The organism is Micromonospora sp. CPCC 205739 (assembly GCF_036906795.1).
GTDB lineage: Bacteria > Actinomycetota > Actinomycetes > Mycobacteriales > Micromonosporaceae > Micromonospora.
Genome location: NZ_JBAKHS010000034.1, coordinates 1 through 15974 on the forward strand (window position 1 = coordinate 1; position 15974 = coordinate 15974).

The 15974-nt window shown below is 73.1% G+C and carries 17 protein-coding genes and 1 riboswitch; of the genes, 4 read left to right on the forward strand and 13 right to left on the reverse strand.

The features are described from left to right. Positions 1–243: 243 nt before the first annotated feature. The gene (locus V6U88_RS28620) at positions 244–1452 is read right to left on the reverse strand and encodes a chorismate-binding protein (RefSeq protein ID WP_334457744.1); all 1209 of its coding nucleotides are present in this window, start codon (positions 1450–1452) and stop codon (positions 244–246) included. A 123-nt stretch (positions 1453–1575) separates the two neighbouring features. Here V6U88_RS28620 and V6U88_RS28625 point away from each other — a divergent pair, with 123 nt between their 5' ends. Beyond that, positions 1576–1776: a DUF5999 family protein gene (locus tag V6U88_RS28625; RefSeq protein ID WP_088962150.1), complete on the forward strand. Its 201-nt coding sequence runs from the start codon at positions 1576–1578 to the stop codon at positions 1774–1776. A gap of 122 nt (positions 1777–1898) precedes the next feature. On the opposite strand, the gene gcvP is transcribed toward V6U88_RS28625, so the two are convergent. After that, positions 1899–4721, reverse strand: a complete 2823-nt coding sequence (gcvP, locus tag V6U88_RS28630) for an aminomethyl-transferring glycine dehydrogenase (RefSeq protein WP_334457748.1) — start codon at positions 4719–4721, stop codon at positions 1899–1901. 75 nt (positions 4722–4796) lie between these two features. Next, positions 4797–4894, reverse strand: a riboswitch (glycine riboswitch). A gap of 87 nt (positions 4895–4981) precedes the next feature. On the opposite strand from gcvP, the gene V6U88_RS28635 reads away from it, so the two are divergent. Continuing rightward, entirely contained in the window at positions 4982–5338 is a 357-nt protein-coding gene (locus V6U88_RS28635) for a nuclear transport factor 2 family protein (RefSeq protein WP_334457749.1), read from the forward strand. Positions 5339–5363: 25 nt separating this feature from the next. Here V6U88_RS28635 and V6U88_RS28640 read toward each other — a convergent pair whose 3' ends face one another. After that, on the reverse strand, positions 5364–6260 hold the full coding sequence (locus V6U88_RS28640) for an NAD-dependent protein deacetylase (RefSeq protein ID WP_334457751.1): 897 nt from the start codon (positions 6258–6260) through the stop codon (positions 5364–5366). A 91-nt stretch (positions 6261–6351) separates the two neighbouring features. Here V6U88_RS28640 and V6U88_RS28645 point away from each other — a divergent pair, with 91 nt between their 5' ends. Next, positions 6352–7026: an NAD(P)H-binding protein gene (locus tag V6U88_RS28645; RefSeq protein WP_334457754.1), complete on the forward strand. Its 675-nt coding sequence runs from the start codon at positions 6352–6354 to the stop codon at positions 7024–7026. A 50-nt stretch (positions 7027–7076) separates the two neighbouring features. Here the strand turns inward: V6U88_RS28645 and V6U88_RS28650 are convergent, their stop codons facing one another. Beyond that, a complete protein-coding gene (locus tag V6U88_RS28650) occupies positions 7077–7514 on the reverse strand; it encodes a VOC family protein (RefSeq protein WP_334457756.1) in 438 nt (145 codons plus the stop codon). A gap of 1 nt (position 7515) precedes the next feature. Further along, the gene (locus V6U88_RS28655; protein WP_334457758.1) at positions 7516–8100 is read right to left on the reverse strand and encodes a DinB family protein; all 585 of its coding nucleotides are present in this window, start codon (positions 8098–8100) and stop codon (positions 7516–7518) included. A gap of 61 nt (positions 8101–8161) precedes the next feature. Here V6U88_RS28655 and V6U88_RS28660 point away from each other — a divergent pair, with 61 nt between their 5' ends. Further along, positions 8162–9121, forward strand: coding sequence for a helix-turn-helix transcriptional regulator (locus tag V6U88_RS28660; RefSeq protein ID WP_334457759.1), 960 nt, complete (start codon positions 8162–8164; stop codon positions 9119–9121). Positions 9122–9160: 39 nt separating this feature from the next. Here the strand turns inward: V6U88_RS28660 and V6U88_RS28665 are convergent, their stop codons facing one another. The 8 genes from V6U88_RS28665 to gcvH form a co-directional block, all read right to left on the reverse strand. Continuing rightward, positions 9161–9826, reverse strand: coding sequence for a DivIVA domain-containing protein (locus tag V6U88_RS28665; protein WP_334457761.1), 666 nt, complete (start codon positions 9824–9826; stop codon positions 9161–9163). Beyond that, the gene (locus V6U88_RS28670; protein ID WP_334457763.1) at positions 9823–11052 is read right to left on the reverse strand and encodes a globin domain-containing protein; all 1230 of its coding nucleotides are present in this window, start codon (positions 11050–11052) and stop codon (positions 9823–9825) included. The genes V6U88_RS28665 and V6U88_RS28670 overlap by 4 nt, the downstream gene beginning before the upstream one ends. Before the next feature lie 5 nt (positions 11053–11057). Further along, positions 11058–12260 carry a nitric oxide synthase oxygenase gene (locus V6U88_RS28675; RefSeq protein ID WP_334457765.1) on the reverse strand — a complete coding sequence of 401 codons (1203 nt, stop codon included), beginning with the start codon at positions 12258–12260 and terminating at the stop codon, positions 11058–11060. Positions 12261–12687: 427 nt separating this feature from the next. Continuing rightward, positions 12688–13284, reverse strand: a complete 597-nt coding sequence (locus V6U88_RS28680) for a MerR family transcriptional regulator (RefSeq protein WP_334457767.1) — start codon at positions 13282–13284, stop codon at positions 12688–12690. Positions 13285–13485: 201 nt separating this feature from the next. Continuing rightward, positions 13486–13950 carry a bifunctional nuclease family protein gene (locus tag V6U88_RS28685; RefSeq protein ID WP_200214433.1) on the reverse strand — a complete coding sequence of 155 codons (465 nt, stop codon included), beginning with the start codon at positions 13948–13950 and terminating at the stop codon, positions 13486–13488. A 183-nt stretch (positions 13951–14133) separates the two neighbouring features. Then, positions 14134–14829 (reverse strand): transcriptional regulator FtsR, encoded by a 696-nt coding sequence (ftsR, locus tag V6U88_RS28690; RefSeq protein WP_334457772.1) that lies wholly within the window; start codon positions 14827–14829, stop codon positions 14134–14136. 50 nt (positions 14830–14879) lie between these two features. Then, a complete protein-coding gene (gene odhI / locus V6U88_RS28695) occupies positions 14880–15332 on the reverse strand; it encodes an oxoglutarate dehydrogenase inhibitor Odhl (protein WP_088962138.1) in 453 nt (150 codons plus the stop codon). A gap of 217 nt (positions 15333–15549) precedes the next feature. Beyond that, entirely contained in the window at positions 15550–15930 is a 381-nt protein-coding gene (gene gcvH, locus V6U88_RS28700; RefSeq protein ID WP_334457778.1) for a glycine cleavage system protein GcvH, read from the reverse strand. Between the last annotated feature and the right edge of the window lie 44 nt (positions 15931–15974).

The window sequence follows — 15974 nt, forward strand, 5'->3', positions numbered from 1 at the left end:
CCACCAACCCGTGAAACCGTTACACCGCAACAAACGCCACCGAACCTAACAAAGCACTACTAGCCGCTGGGGTGGCAGGCGCGCGGCAACGGCAGCCGGGCAGCAGGCCCGCGCCAGGGGCGAGGTGCTCTGGTGACAGTCAGGGGACTGCCGGCGGCAGTCCCGCCCCAATCAGGGCCGACCATCGAGCGCCGGCCGGTGAGCAGTTCCCGCACCCGCCGGTGGCCCACCGGCGCGGCAGGGTCAGCCGGTGGCGAGCAGGGCACGCACCGGGGCGGCCTTGGCCGCCGCCTCGGCGACCTCGGCGTCCGGGTCGCTGTCCCAGGTGATGCCCCCACCGGCCCAGACGTGCAGCCGGTCGCCGTCGGCGGCCACGGTGCGGATGGTCAGGCCCAGGTCCACCCGGCCCGGGCCGACCCAGCCGAGGGCACCCATGCTGGCCCCGCGTCCGACGGGTTCCAGGGCGGCGACGTGGGCCAGGGCGGCGAGCTTCGGTGCCCCGGTGACCGAGCCGCCGGGGCAGGTGGCGCGCAGCAGGTCGGCCAGGCCCAGCCCGTCGGCGACCGCCGCGGAGACCGTCGACTCGGCCTGCCACAGGTCGCACCAGCGGCGTACCGCGAACAGCTCGTCCACCCGCACCGAGCCGGTCCGCGCCACCCGGGCCAGGTCGTTGCGTTCCAGGTCGACGATCATCACGTGTTCGGCGCGTTCCTTGGCCGAGGCGAGCAGGTCGCGGCGTCCGGCGGCGGTGGCGGGGCGGGTGCCCTTGATCGGCCGGGTGATCACCCGGCCGTCGGTCACCTCGACCAGGGTCTCCGGGGAGGCGCAGCCGATCGCCCAACCGTCGCCGTGCAGGGTGCCGCCGTAGCGGGCGCCGGGCAGCGCGCCGAGGCGGGACAGGGCGGGTCGCGGGTCGCCGAGGTAGCGCGCGGCGGCGTGCCCGACGACGTTGACCTGGTACACGTCGCCGCGAGCGATGGCGGCGCGGACCGCCGTGACGGCGTCGGCGTGCTGCCGGGGTGTCCAGCTCTCCCGCCAGTCCCCCAGCCACCAGCCGGGGCCGGCGCGCCCGTCGCGCGTCGGGGTGGGTGGGCCGGTCGCGGACGGGTCGTGACCGTAAACGACCACGGCCAGTTCCGGCAGGGCCGGTGCCGGGGTGGGCGCGCCCGGCGGGGCGCCGATCAGGCGGGCGCCGGCGGCGGCGGAGACGTACAGGGCGGCGCCGCAGACGCCGGTCGGCTGGTGGGTGGCGGGCCGGGCCAGGTCGCTCAGGTCGAGCCCGTGCCCGGCGAGGAACTCCTCGGCCAGCGCGGCCGGGTCGCCGCCGTCGGCGGGGCGCCACTCGTAGCGGTCGCGCTCGACGAGCACGCTGCGGCACGACGGCGGTACGCCCGGTACGTCGATCAGCGCGTATGGGAGCGTTTCCACGCCGGTTGGCCCATTCTTCCTCATCCGTTCAGTGGATTTCCGGCGAACATGACGGATGCCTGCTCGATTCCGCGCGCATGACCTTGGTACTGTGCGTCACTGGTCATGTGAACCATGACACAGTGCCCCCACAGTCCGGAGAACCCGATGTGCCAGCACCAACCCACCTGCCCCTCTGCTGAGGCGACCGATCGCGAGGCCGCCCGCGTCATCGCCTGCTTCCGTGAGCAGGGCTGGAGCCTGCTCTGCAACGGTGTCATCGTCTTCGAGGACACCGGCGAACTACTCCCCGACGGCAGCACCATCGCTCCGCACCGCGGGCCCGCCCGCCACGCTCTCGTCGCCTGAGTTGATCACGCTCCGTCACCGGAGCTGTTCACCGGCACCAGGCTAGTCCCCGGCCAGGGACCGCCCTCCCCAGGACCCACCGGCCGGGGCGGCACGACGTCCGCCCCGGCGCAGCGTACGGGTCACTCCTCGAAGGCCTCCGGCGACGGGCACGAGCAGACCAGGTTCCGGTCGCCGTACGCCCCGTCGATCCGCCGCACCGGCGGCCAGTACTTGCCCGCCCGGTCCACCCCGGCCGGGTACGCCCCCACCGAGCGCGGGTACGGGTGCTCCCACGAGTCCCCGGCGACCATCGCCGCGGTGTGCGGGGCGTTGGCGAGGGGGCTGTCCCCCGCCGGCCACTCCCCGGACCCCACCTTGTCGATCTCCGCCCGGATGGCGATCATCGCGTCGCAGAACCGGTCCAGCTCGGCCAGGTCCTCGCTCTCGGTCGGCTCCACCATCAGCGTCCCGGCCACCGGGAACGACATCGTCGGCGCGTGGAAGCCGTAGTCGATCAGCCGCTTGGCCACGTCGTCCACGCTCACCCCGGTCGTCTTCGTCAGCGGCCGCAGGTCCAGGATGCACTCGTGCGCCACCAGGCCCTTGTTGCCGGCGTACAGCACCGGGAAGTGCCCGCGCAGCCGCGCCGCCACGTAGTTCGCCGCCAGCACCGCCACCCCGGTCGCCCGGGTCAGCCCCGCCGCGCCCATCATCCGCAGGTACGCCCACGGGATCGGCAGGATCCCCGCCGAGCCGTACTTCGCCGCCGAGATCGCCGGCCGGCTGTCGACGTGCGCGCCCAGCGGGTCGCCCGGCAGGAACGGCGCCAGGTGCGCCCGCACCGCCACCGGACCCACGCCCGGGCCGCCGCCGCCGTGCGGGATGCAGAACGTCTTGTGCAGGTTCAGGTGCGACACGTCCGCGCCGAACCGGCCGGGCTTGGCGAACCCGACCAGGGCGTTGAGGTTCGCCCCGTCGACGTACACCTGGCCGCCGGCGTCGTGCACCTTCGCGCACAGCGACGCGATGCCGGTCTCGTACACCCCGTGCGTTGACGGGTAGGTTACCATGATCGCCGCCAGGGCGTCCCGGTGCTTGTCGATCTTCGCATCCAGGTCGACCAGGTCCACGTTGCCGTCGGCGTCGCAGGCCACCACGACCACCCGCATGCCGGCCATCACCGCGCTCGCCGCGTTGGTGCCGTGCGCCGACGACGGGATCAGGCACACGTCGCGGTGCCCCTCACCCCGCGAGGCGTGGTAGGACCGGATGGCCAGCAGCCCCGCCAGCTCCCCCTGCGAGCCGGCGTTGGGCTGCACGCTGACCGCGTCGTAGCCGGTCACCTCCGCCAGCCACGACTCCAGCTGGGAGATCATCTCCCGGTAGCCGGCGGTCTGCGCGTCCGGCGCGAACGGGTGGATGTGGGCGAACTCAGGCCAGGTGATCGCCTCCATCTCGGTGGTGGCGTTCAGCTTCATCGTGCACGACCCCAGCGGGATCATGCCCCGGTCCAGGGCGTAGTCGAAGTCCGACAGCCGCCGCAGGTAGCGCAGCATCGCCGTCTCGGAGTGGTGGGTCCGGAACACCGGGTGGGTGAGGAAGTCCGACGTGCGCGTCAGCGCCGGCGGAAGCGCCGCGTCCACGTCGCCGTCCACCCCGTCGACCCCGAACGCCGCCCAGACCGCCGCCAGGTGCTCGGCGGTGGTCGTCTCGTCACAGGAGATGCCCACCCGGTCGGCGTCGACCAGCCGCAGGTTGACCCGCCGCTCGGCGGCCGCCGCGACCACCTCGGCCGCCCGGCCCGGCACGGTCGCGGTGACGGTGTCGAAGAACGCGACCTCCGCGACCTCGACGCCGCCGGCGCGCAGCCCGGCCGCGAGCCGCGCCGCCATGTCATGGGTACGCCGGGCGATCGCCCGCAGCCCGTCCGGGCCGTGGTAGACGGCGTACATGCCGGCCATCACCGCCAGCAGCACCTGCGCGGTGCAGATGTTGCTGGTCGCCTTCTCCCGCCGGATGTGCTGCTCGCGGGTCTGCAACGCCAGCCGGTACGCCGGGTTGCCGTCGGCGTCGCGGGACACCCCGACCAGCCGGCCGGGCAGCATCCGCTCCAGCCCCGAGCGGACGGCCAGGTAACCGGCGTGCGGCCCGCCGAAGCCCATCGGCACCCCGAACCGCTGGGTGGTGCCGGCGGCGATGTCGACGCCGATCTCACCCGGCGGGCGCAGCAGGGTCAGCGCCAGCAGGTCGGCCGCGACGGTGACCAGCGCCCCCACCGTGTGCGCCGCCTCGACGAGGCCGGCGTGGTCGCGCACCGCCCCGGACGCCCCCGGGTACTGCAGGTGCAGGCCGAAGAACTCGCCCGGCAGCTCGTCGCGCTCCACGTCGAGCACCCGCACCTCGATGCCCAGCGGCTCGGCCCGGCTGGCGATCACCGCGATGGTCTGCGGCAGGGTGTCGGCGTCGACGACGTACACCGGGCTCTTGCTCTTCGACGCGCGGCGCGCGAGGGTCATCGCCTCGGCCGCGGCGGTGCCCTCGTCGAGCATCGACGCGTTCGCGGTGGCCAGCCCGGTCAGGTCGGTGACCATGGTCTGGAAGTTCAGCAGCGCCTCCAGCCGGCCCTGGCTGATCTCCGGCTGGTACGGCGTGTACGCCGTGTACCAGGCCGGGTCCTCCAGCACGTTGCGGCGGATCACCGCCGGGGTGTGCGTGCCGTGGTAGCCCAGGCCGATCATCGACACGGCGACGGTGTTGCGGGCGGCCAGGGCGCGCAGCTCGGCGATCGCCTCCCGCTCGCTGGCCGGCTCCGGCAGGTCCAGGGTGCCGTGCCAGCGGATCACCTCGGGGATCGCCGCGTCCATCAGCTCGTCGATCGAGCCGTAGCCGACGGCCTCCAACATCCGGCGCTCGTCGTCCGGGTCCGGGCCGATGTGCCGGTCGGCGAACTTCTCTACGGTCATGCGCGGCGCTCCTGCAGGGGGCGAGGTCGACAGGTCGGCCTCCCCCTGAGTCGCACCCGAAGGCGCTCCACAGTGCCTGCCCCCGCGGTCCTTTTGCCTGAGAGGTTCCGGGGAGGATATGCCCCTTCGGCGCCGCCCGGGTGCTGTTGGGCGGTCTCTCCCGCGTGGGTGGTACCGGCATGGTCAACGCTACCAGCGCCCGTGTTTCCGGCAGATGTCGTACCCCCGGGGCAGCATCGTGGGCACAGGGAGGTGTCATCGTGCACGAGCCAGCGACCCGACCGGAGGACCTCGGCCGGTTCTTCGTCACCCGCGCCAACGCCGGCGACGTCGAGGGCCTGGTCGCCCTCTACGAACCCGACGCGGTGCTCGCCACCCCCGCCGGCCCGGCGGTCGGCGCGGCGGCGATCCGCGCCGCCTTCGTCCAGATGCTCGCCGACCGGCCCGTCTTCACCCCCGGCCGGCCGCAGCCCACCCTGCGCCGCGGGGAGCTGGCGCTGACCTCCACCCGTCTCGACGACGGCTCCACCACCGCCGAGGTGGCCCGCCGCCAACCCGACGGCACCTGGCGCTGGGTGCTCGACCAGCCCCGCTTCGCCGTACCACCGCCGACCTGACCACCGCCGACGGCCACGCCCGGGGTCAGCGCGCTAGCGGCGCGGGCACCGCACCGGTAGCCGGTCCGGCCGCCGGCACCCGCCGCGACGGCGGCGCGCCGGTGACGCGGTCGGCCAGCGCGGGCAGCAGCCGCCCCAGCGGCGCGTCCACGGTCAACGCCGCGTACCCGTCCCCCCGGGTCGGACCCTGGTTGGCGATCACCACCGGGATGCCCAGCTTCGCCGCCCGCAGCACGAACCGCCGCCCCGACATCACCGTCAACGACGAGCCGAGCACCAGCAGCAGCCGCGCCGCGCCCACCATCGCGAAACAGTGCGCCACCCGCGGCGCCGGCACCGTCTCGCCGAAGAACACCACGTCCGGTTTCAGCATCCCCGTGCCGCAGAACGTGCAGTCGACCGTGCGGAACCCGGCCACCTGCTCGTCGGCCAGCTCCACGTCACCGTCGGGGTTGACCGCCCCGACCGCCGCGTCGAACCCCGGGTTCGCCTCCCGCAACCGGCGGTCCAGCTCCTCGCGCGACGTGCGGTTGCCGCAGTCCAGGCAGACCACCTCGTCGAGGCGGCCGTGCAGCTCCACCACCTGCGGGCTGCCGGCGGCGGTGTGCAACCCGTCGACGTTCTGGGTGATCACCCCGTCGACCAGCCCGGCGTCCTGCAACCGGGCCACCGCCCGGTGCCCGTCGTTCGGCGCCGCCCGGGCGATCATCCGCCACCCCAGGTGGCTGCGCGCCCAGTACCGCCGCCGCGCCAGCGGGTCTCGGGTGAACGTCTGATAGGTCATCGGGCTGTGCCGGCGGGCCGCGCCGCTGGGCCCCCGGTAGTCCGGGATGCCCGACTCGGTGGACAGCCCCGCCCCGCTCAGCACCACGACACCACCACCGGCGACCAGGCCGGCCAGCGCGTCGATCGTCTCCGTCACCCGTCCATGCTGCCTCAGCGCCACCCCCGGCGGCGACCGGAACCCGGTGACCCTCGTCGCCGGGCAGCCCACCCGGGCTAGGTTGACGGGTATGCGCGTCGTCATCGCCGGAGGCCACGGCAAGATCGCCCTCCTGCTGGAACGGGAACTCGCCGGCCGCGGCGACCGCGCCGTCGGGCTGATCCGCAACCCCGATCACGCCGCCGCGCTGCGGGCCGTCGGCGCCCACCCCGTCCTGGCGGACCTGGAACACGCCGGCGTCGACGAGATCGCCGGGCACCTCACCGGCGCCGACGCGGTGGTCTTCGCCGCCGGCGCCGGCCCCGGCAGCGGCGCCGCCCGCAAGGACACCGTCGACCGCGCCGCCGCCGTGCTGCTCGCCGACGCCGCGCAGGCCGCCGGGGTACGCCGCTACCTGCTCGTCTCCTCGATGGGCGTGGAGGAGGCACCGGCCGCCGGCACCGACGAGGTGTGGGCGGCGTACCTGCGCGCCAAGAAGGCCGCCGAGGACGACCTGACCCGCCGCGACCTGGACTGGACAGTGCTGCGGCCCGGCCGGCTCACCGACGACCCGCCCACCGGCCGCATCCGCCTCGACCGGCGGGTCCCGCGCGGCGCGGTCACCCGCACCGACGTGGCCCGGGTCCTGGTCGCGTTGCTCTACCACCCGGGCAGCGCCGGCCGGATCCTCGAACTCGTCGACGGGCAGACCCCGATCGGCGAGGCCGTCGCCGCCGCCGGGTCGCCGCATCACCCCCCTGCGTAACCGTGGGGAGCCTCGGCCCGGGCCAGGTCGCCGGCCCGCCGCGCGGCTGATCAGTCGAGGCAGAACTCGTTGCCCTCGGGGTCGGCCATCACGATGTGACCGGCGCCGAGCGGGGGCGCCGGCTCGTAGCGCCTGAGCCGGGTGGCGCCGTGGCCGGCGAGTCGCTCGGCCTCCGCCTCCAGGGCCGCCATCCGCGCGTCGCCCTCGAGCCCGGGGGCGGCGCGCACATCGAGGTGCACGCGGTTCTTGGCCTGCTTGCGCTCCGGCACCCGCTGGAAGAACAGCCGCGGCCCGGAGCCCTCGGGGTCGACCACCGCCGAGGCGTCGTTGCGCCTCTCAGGCGGCACGCCCATCGCCTCCAGTGCCTGCTCCCACGACTCGAAGCCCCCGGGCGGGTCCTGCACCCGGTAGCCGAGGGCCTCGGCCCAGAACGCCGCCAACCCGGCCGGGTCGGCGCAGTCGAAAGTGATCTGTACGTCGCGGGCCATCTCAGCTCGCCTCCCGTCGGGTCTGCCGGTGAGTGTGCAGGTAGAGGTCGCGGAGCAGGCACACCTCGGCCAGATGGTGGATCAGCTCGCGGTTGATGTGCAGCACCAGCGCTGCCAGCGGACGGTCGGCGTACGGTCCCTCCGCCTCCCCGCACGGGCGGGCGAGGCCGGTTTCGCCGAGGGACTCGACCCCGGCCAGCCACGTGGCGTACTCCGTGTCGAGCTGGGCCAGCGCCGCGGCCGCGGTCGGGGCGTACGCGAACGACTGGTAGTCGGTGGGCGCGCGACCGAAGTGCGCGGCGTTGCGCACCGCGAGCACGCCGACGATGACGTGCCCGAGTCGCCAGGCGATCGTCGTGAACGGCGGCGGGTCGGGCTCCGGCATCGCGAAGTCGATGGTCATCGCGCCGGACCCGGCCTGCACGGGTGCCGTGCCGGTGCCGCGCGGGCGCACGTTCCAGCAGCCGGGTACCGGCTCCCAGAAGTACTCGTCGTCGGCGAGCCCGTCGAGGCGGTCGCGCAGCTGGCTGGTCCAGTGCCAGGCGAGCTGGTCCCGGAGCAGGGGATTCCAGTTCTGGTCGGTCATGGTTCCAGCCTCGCGCAGATAGCGGACAGGATCGTTCCGTGATCCGTGCAACGATGGGCCGGTGACCGTCGAGGCGACGACCGAGCGGGTGCTGCGGTTGCTGGCGATGCTGCAGCGGCGGCCGTCCTGGACCGCCGCCGAACTCGCCACCGAGCTGAAGGTCACCGACCGCTCGGTGCGCCGCGACGTGGAGCGACTGCGCGCACTCGGCTACCCCGTGCACGCGACGGCGGGCGTCGGCGGCGGCTACCAGCTCGGCGCGGGCACCCGGCTGCCGCCGCTGCTCCTCGACGACGAGGAGGCGATCGCGACGGCGGTCTCCCTGCGGATGGCGTCGGGCGGCACGATCGCCGGGGCGGGCGAGGCGGCACTGCGGGCGCTCGCGAAGCTCGACCAGGTGATGCCGGCCCGGCTGCGCGCCGAGGTCCGGGCGGTGCACGGCGCCACCGAGACCCTCGTCGGCCCCGGCGTCCAGATCGACGCGGAGCTGCTGGTGACGCTCGCCCGGGCCTGTCGCGACGCCGTGCGGGTGCGGTTCCGGTACGCCGGCCGCGACGGCGGGGACCGCGAGCGCACGGTCGAGCCGGTGCGGATGGTCACCACCGGCCGCCGCTGGTACCTGATGGCCCGGGACGTCGACCGCGACGACTGGCGCACCTTCCGGCTGGACCGGATGCACCAGGTGGTGGCGACGACCTGGCGCTTCCGGGCGAGGGAGCATCCGGACCCGGTCGCCTACGTGCAGCGGTCCGTGACCGAGGCGCCGTACCGGTATCTCGCCCGGGTGCGGGTGCACGCCCGGCCCGACCGGGTGCGGGAGCTGGTGCCGCCCCAGGTGGGGCGCGTCGAGGACGACCGCGACGGATGGTGCGTGCTCGTCGTCGGCGGGGACAACCTCGACTGGCTCGCCGCGCAGGTGGCCCGGCTGGGCTTCGAGGCGGAGGTGCTGGAGCCACCGGAGCTGCGGGAGGCCGCCGCCCTGCTCGCCCGCCGCCTCGCGGCGATGGCCGGGACCCGCTGACCGACCCGGTCAGTCCCTGCGCGACAACCCCCGCGACAGCTAGCCGCCGAGGAGGGCCCGCAGCTGCGCGCTCGTCCCGCCGGCCGCCGCCGCGTCCGCCCGCAACTGCTCCGACTGCGCCGACAGGTACGCCTGCCACCGGTCCAACTGCTGCTGCGCCGCCGCCACCGCCGCCAGGGCGGCGGCGTGCCGCTCCTCCAGCTCCTGCAACCGGCGCTGCACCTCCGGCGACGGCCCACCCGCCGGCGGCAGGGCCGGCACGACCGGCCCCGCCGAGCTCAGGTCACCGGCGCGCCGGTGCGCCTCGGCGAGGATCTCGTCGGCCTGCCGCCGCGCGTCGGCGATGATCTCCGCGCCCTCGGCGCTGGCCTCACCGATCGTGCGGTTCGCCTCGTCCTGCGCCCGCATCGCCAGCTCCACCGCCATCGGGTCCGGTCCCTGCGGGGCGTTGCTCGGCAGCGTCCCGTGCCGCAGCATCTCCACCTGGCTGAGCAGGCCGTGGTTCTCCCGCCGCTGCCGCTCCAACTCGTTGACCAGCAACGCGATCCGGTCGTCCGCCGTGCGGATCACCACGGAGACCTCGTCGGCGGACAGCCAGTGACTGCCCCGGAACCGCCGGGCCTCCAGCATGGACAGCTGGCGGGCCAGCTCCCCCTGGTCGGGCAGCCCGGGCAGGGCGATACGGTCGGAGTGGTCGATGCTCATCGGGCACCTGTCCAGCTGAAGTCGCGCGGGGCCGCGGGACCGGCCTCGGCGAGGGGCGGGTAGAGGGAGTGATCGTAGCTCTCGGTCAGGATCTGCTCGGGCTGCACACCCGACCGGGCCAGAATCGTGATCGTCTCCCGCGTCATCTCCGGGCTTCCGCAGACCAGCACCTCGGTGTCAGCCCACGGACCCAGCCGCACCGCCGTGTCGGCGGCCTTGCCGATCGCCCCCTGCCAACCCCACCCGATCTCCACCGTCGGGACGTACCGCAACCAGTTCGCGCCGCCGTTCTGCCACGCCGCCGCCGGCGGCATCGACGCCAGCTGCGCCACCGCCTTGTCGTCGTACAGGTCGTCGGGGGTGCGCCCGCCCACCACCAGCGTCGTACGCCGGCCGGAGCCCTGCTGCAACGCCTCCACCACCGCCCGCAGCGGCGCCAGCCCGGTGCCCCCCGCGATCAGCAGCAGCGGCAGCTGCGGCGACCGGTCGTACGACGACAACGCCGTCCCCGTCGGATGGCCCAGCAGCAGCCGGTCCCCCGTACGCAGCTTGCGCACCAGATGGGTGGAGAACCGCCCGGCGGCGCGCACGTGGAACTCGATCGTCCCGTCCGCGCGCGGCGCGTTCGCCGGCGACAGGTACCGCCACGTCCGCAACTGCGGCACCTGCACCGGCAGCGACTGCCCCGGCCGGTAGTTGCACAGGTAGTTCGGGCGCACCGTGAACACCGCGATGTCCGAGCGACGCCGCTCCGCGCCCAGCACCTCCGCCTCCCAGTACGGCGGTGACGTCCGCTCCGCCTCCGCCGCCCCGGCGAGCATCAGCTTCGCCACCAGCTCGTACGCCGCCGCCCACTCCGCCTTCAACGCCGGCGTCCAGTACGGCCCGAGGAACCGCTCCAACGTGGCCAGCAGCGCCTGACCCACCCAGATGTAGTGCCGCTCCCCCAGCACCACCGGGTTGCCCCGCTGGTCCTGACCGTGGAACCGCCGGTGGTCCGCCCCCAACCGCTGCGCGAACGCCGTCAACGTCGCCGGATCGTCCAGGTTGGTGATGATGTGGCCCAACGCCTTGAGGAGCTTGTCCTCCTGGTACTGCATGTTCGTGGGGAACATCGACCGCGCCTCCGGCGCCACCACGAACAGCGTCGCGTAGAAGTACTTCGCCGCCTCCGCGCCGGCGGCCGAGAACTGCGTCCAACTCTGGCGCAGCGCCACGTTGTCCATGTCCGTCAGTCCTCCTGCGCGCGGGCCGTGTCGTGACGCTCCCGCAGCGTCGTCTTCACCACACCACTCGGGTCGTACACCCGCTCCGTCGGCCAGATGTTCGGGTTCGGCACCCGGGTGTCGTAGTAGCGGTGGTGCACCGCGTGCAACGCCGCCCACCCGACACTGCCGTTGAGCCACGACCAGTCACCGTGCACCGGCCGCCCCGCCCGCTCCTCCTGCGCGCAGAACTTCATGAACAGCTCCGACTCGGTGTGCGGATCCGACACCCGCACCCCCGCCAGCCGGAACGAGTGCAGCACCGCCTGGTTGATCACCAGGACGGCGTGCTCGCGCCACAGGGTGTCCTCCCGGCTGGTGTCCAACCCCAACCCCGCCGCGACCACCCGCAACTGGTCGTAGCGCTCCCGGTCGCCCATGTTCCGGGTGCCGATCTCGTCACCCAGGTAGTGGCCGTTGAACGGGGCGCAACTGTAGTCCACCCCACCGATGCGCAGCCGCATGTTGCTGATCACCGGCAGGGCGTGCCAGCGCAGCATCAGGTCCGCGAACCACGGATGCTCCGGATGCGACAGCGCCACCTCCCGGACCAGCTCCCGGGGCACGTTGACCACCGTGGGCTCCTCCTGCGCCGTCTCGATCACCCACGGCAGCAGGTCGAACCGGCCCGGCACCGGCGACGGACGCCAGCCCAGCCGCCGGGCCGCCTCCGTCATCCCCACCTGCGCCGGGTCACCCAGCACCGAGCCGTCGTCGCGGCGGTGCCCGCAGTAGCGGATCAACTGGTCGTTCCAGATCCGCGCCCGCGGCCCCACCCCCGGCCGGTCCGGCGCGAACACCGTCACCACCGACTGGATCCGGCCACCGTTGTCCCCGGCCGCCAGGTGCGCCGCCAACTCCTGCGCGATCCCCGCCGCCGTCGTCACGTGCCGCCGGTCGCGGACCTTCAACCCCGCCCACCGGATCCGGCCCACACACCGCACCGAGTGCCGCCACGCCACCTTCGCCCCGTACACCAGCTCGTCGCGGGTGTGCCGGTACGACCCGGTCAACGCGATCTCCTCGCGGACCTCCGCCAGCCGCGCGGCGAGCCCCGGCAGTCGCCGCTCACCGTGGTACAGCTCCAGGAACTCCGCCGCCTCCGCCGCGATGTCCTCCGCGCGCTCCACGGCGGCGCCGGCGTCCATCGGCTCCCGGTGCGCCGGCATCCCGGTCACCGGGCAGCCGGACGCCGGGTGGTCGGCGACAGCACCGCCGGCACGTACGGAACGGACGCCGGAATGGTGGTCAGTGTGCACTTCGGCTCGTTTCCCCGTCCTCTGGCAGGCCCCGACGCGACCCTCGCGTCGCCCCCCACATCAGCTCGGCGCCACCCACCAGTCGTCACTCACAGTGACGGGCCGGTGCCCTTGGTGAGCGCCCTGGACAGGATTCCTGGGAACACCACAACTGTCAACAAGCCGACTCCATGCGGGAATGTACACACCGGACACTCCCCGCCGGCCGCCCTTACCGCACAAACCGACCGGCCCGCACCCACCAGACGACCCCCGTCGATACGGGGTCCCGGAGATGCGCGCAGCGGGAAACGCCGCGCACCGTCACCGGCCGCGGCGCCCCCGTCAGGAAAAGCTGTCAGCCCGCCCGACGACGCGCCCGGCGCGCCGCCAACTCGTCACCCACCACATCCGACGCCGGCTCCGCGGGCTCATCCCCGCCACCCGACGTCGCCGGCTCCGCCGGCAGGTGCGACAACGACCCCTGGATCTCCTTGAACGCCCCACCGATCGCGATGCCAAATACGCCCTGGCCGCCCTGCAACAGGTCGACCACCTCCTCCGGCGACCGGCACTCGTACACCGTCGTGCCGTCCGAGATCAACGTGATCCCCGCCAGGTCCTCCACCCCGCGCGACCGCAACGCCTCGATCGCCTTACGGATGTTCTGCAGGGACACCCCGGCGTCCAACAGACGCTTCACGACCTTCAACACCACCAGGTCGCGGAACGAGTACAACCGCTGCGTCCCCGACCCCGACGCGTCCCGCACACTCGGCACCACCAGCGCCGTCCGCGCCCAGTAGTCCAACTGCCGGTAGCTGATCCCCACCGCGTGGCAGGCCGTCACACCCCGGTAACCGACCGAACCGTCACCGTCCGTGCCCACCGGCGACGACACCACACCCGGCTCGCCCCGCTCCACACCTGGCTCAGGATCCCGCGGCTCGTGCATCCCGACAACCTCCCCGTCAGTGCGGTGACACGTCGTTTCCGGGACGTGCACCCCTCGACACGGCAACCCTATCGCCGGGTCCAGGGGTTACCGCGCAGGAACGGTCGCGACACGCCGCGCAGCGACACCACGCACCACCGCACACACTCGGAGCGTCACTCACCGTAACGCTCCCGACAGAAGATGACCGGGGCTCGACCCTCAGCCGGCGAAATCCTCCGGACGCACCTGGTCCAGGAACTCGCGGAACTTCTCCACCTCGTCCTCCTGCTCGTCGGGAATCACGATCCCCGCCTCGCTGAGGACCTGCTCGGCACAACGAATCGGAGCACCCACCCGCAACGCCAACGCGATCGAATCGCTCGGCCGGGCCGACACCCGCACGCCGTCCCCGATCAGCAGATCGGCGTAGAAGACGTTCTCCTTCAACTCGGTGATCTCCACCGCCCGCAACGGCGCCTTCAACGCCGCCAGCACGTCACGCAACAGATCATGCGTCAACGGCCGGGCCGGCTTGACCCCCTGCTGCTCGTAAGCGATCGCCGTGGCCTCCACCGCACCGATCCAGATCGGCAGATAGCGGTCGCCCTCGACCTCCCTGAGCAGGACGATCGGCTGGTTGCTGGGCAGCTCCACCCGAACTCCGACCACGCTCAGCTCGCGCACCGCCGCCTCCGTGTCGTTGTCACCTACGCCCGCACCGCGCCCTTCCCTGCACGGTACACGGACCGCGACACGGTCGTCCCATGCGCACCAGCACCACGCCCCGGGCCAGAAAGGGGTTACCCCGGCAAGCCTACGACACGCTTCCCGGGGCAGATCTTTCCGCACGGCACCTCGACGGCCCGCTCACCGACCCAACGTCGACCGCAACCCCACCCGCACCAACGCGGCATGCAACTGCTGCGACAACGCCATCAACTCCCGCGCCGTCTCCGCCGCCCGCGCCCGCGCAGCCGGATCACTCTGCCGCGCCAACGGCGCCACCAACTGCGCGAACAGACCGACCTCACGATCCGCCGCCGACCGGTACGCCCGCAGGTGCCGCGGCTCCAACCCGTACGCCGCCAGACCCGCCACCGCCCGCGCGATGATCAACGCATCCGCGTCGTACCACCCCGGCGGATCCGACACCAGGACACCCAGCCGCTCCAACTCGCCCAACGTCGACTCGTCGACACCGCTGTGCGCCACCAGCTCGGCGCGCCCGAGCCGCACCTGCGACGGCTCGGGCTCCTCCACCGGGCGGCCCGGCACCTCACCACCGGGACCCACCGCCACCAACGTCGGCCGCTGCCGACCCGGCCCGTCACCGGCGTCCCACTCGGCCAACTGGTCACGGATCACCCGCAACGGCAGATACTGATCCCGCTGCGCGGTCAACACGAACCGCAGCCGGGCCACGTCGTCCCAGCTGTACTTCCGGTAACCCGCCGCCGTCCGCTGCGGCTCCACCAGACCCTCGGCCTCGAGGAACCGCAACTTCGAGATGGTGACGTCCGGGAACTCCACCCGCAACTGCCCCAGCACCTCGCCGATACTCATCAGCGGGTGCGCACGAGCCGCCCCGGGGGGCGTGGAAGCCGCAGGCTCATTCACCCCCGGCCGGCCTCCTCCTCCGGGCGCGGACCGGCGATGAACACCACCCGGAACTTACCGATCTGCACCTCGTCACCATTGCTCAACGTGGCCGCCTCGACCCGCTCCCGGTTCACGTACGTGCCGTTCAGGCTGCCCACGTCCCGCACCGTGAACGTGCCACCGTCGCGGTGGAACTCCGCGTGCCGCCGCGACACCGTCACGTCGTCCAGGAAGATGTCACTGTCCGGGTGCCGCCCACTCGTGGTCACGTCGTGATCCAGCAGGAACCGCGCACCCGCGTTCGGGCCACGACGAACCACCAGCAGCGCCATTCCCGGCGGCAACGAGCCGGACATCCGGCTCGGCACCACATCGGTGTCCGGGCCCTCCAGCACTTCGTCCAACGAACCGAGATTGAGCGTCGAAGTGACGTCGAGCGGGGGGAACTCGTCGCCTGGGCGCGTCATGGGACCACCTCACGGATCTGTTCGGTCAGCGTCGGGGTAATGGCGGGTCTGGCCGCCGGGCAGTCGCACACCCGGCGGCTGGCTCCCCGTGCCCGGGAAGGCAATTACACAACGCTCAACTATTGGGGTTCTCGGTCGACTGGGCGAGCCTAGCCAGCGCCGAAATGCAGGGCAACCGGACGCGCGGAAACATCCACACGCCCGGCCAGGGCAACACTCAGCTCTCGGTGAGCTCGCGGTACGCGTCAGCGGTCAGCAACCCGTCCACCACCGACGGATCATCCGGCGTGATCTCCAACAGCCAACCCGCACCGTACGGGTCCGTGTTGATCACCTCGGGCGTGTCGCCCAGCGCCTCGTTCCGCGCCGCCACCGTCCCGCTCACCGGGGCGTAGATCTCCGACACGCTCTTGGTCGACTCGATCTCACCCAGCGGCTCACCGGCCGCCACCACCGCGCCCTCGTCGGGCAACTGGACGAACACGATGTCACCCAACGCGTCCTGCGCGAAGTGGGTGATGCCGACGCGGAGCGTGCCGCCGTCGGCGCCGACCACCCACTCGTGCTCGGCGGTGTAACGCAGGTCCTCAGGAATCACCAGACGCGTCCTTCATCCATCGGTGCGCCGGAAGTGATCCGACG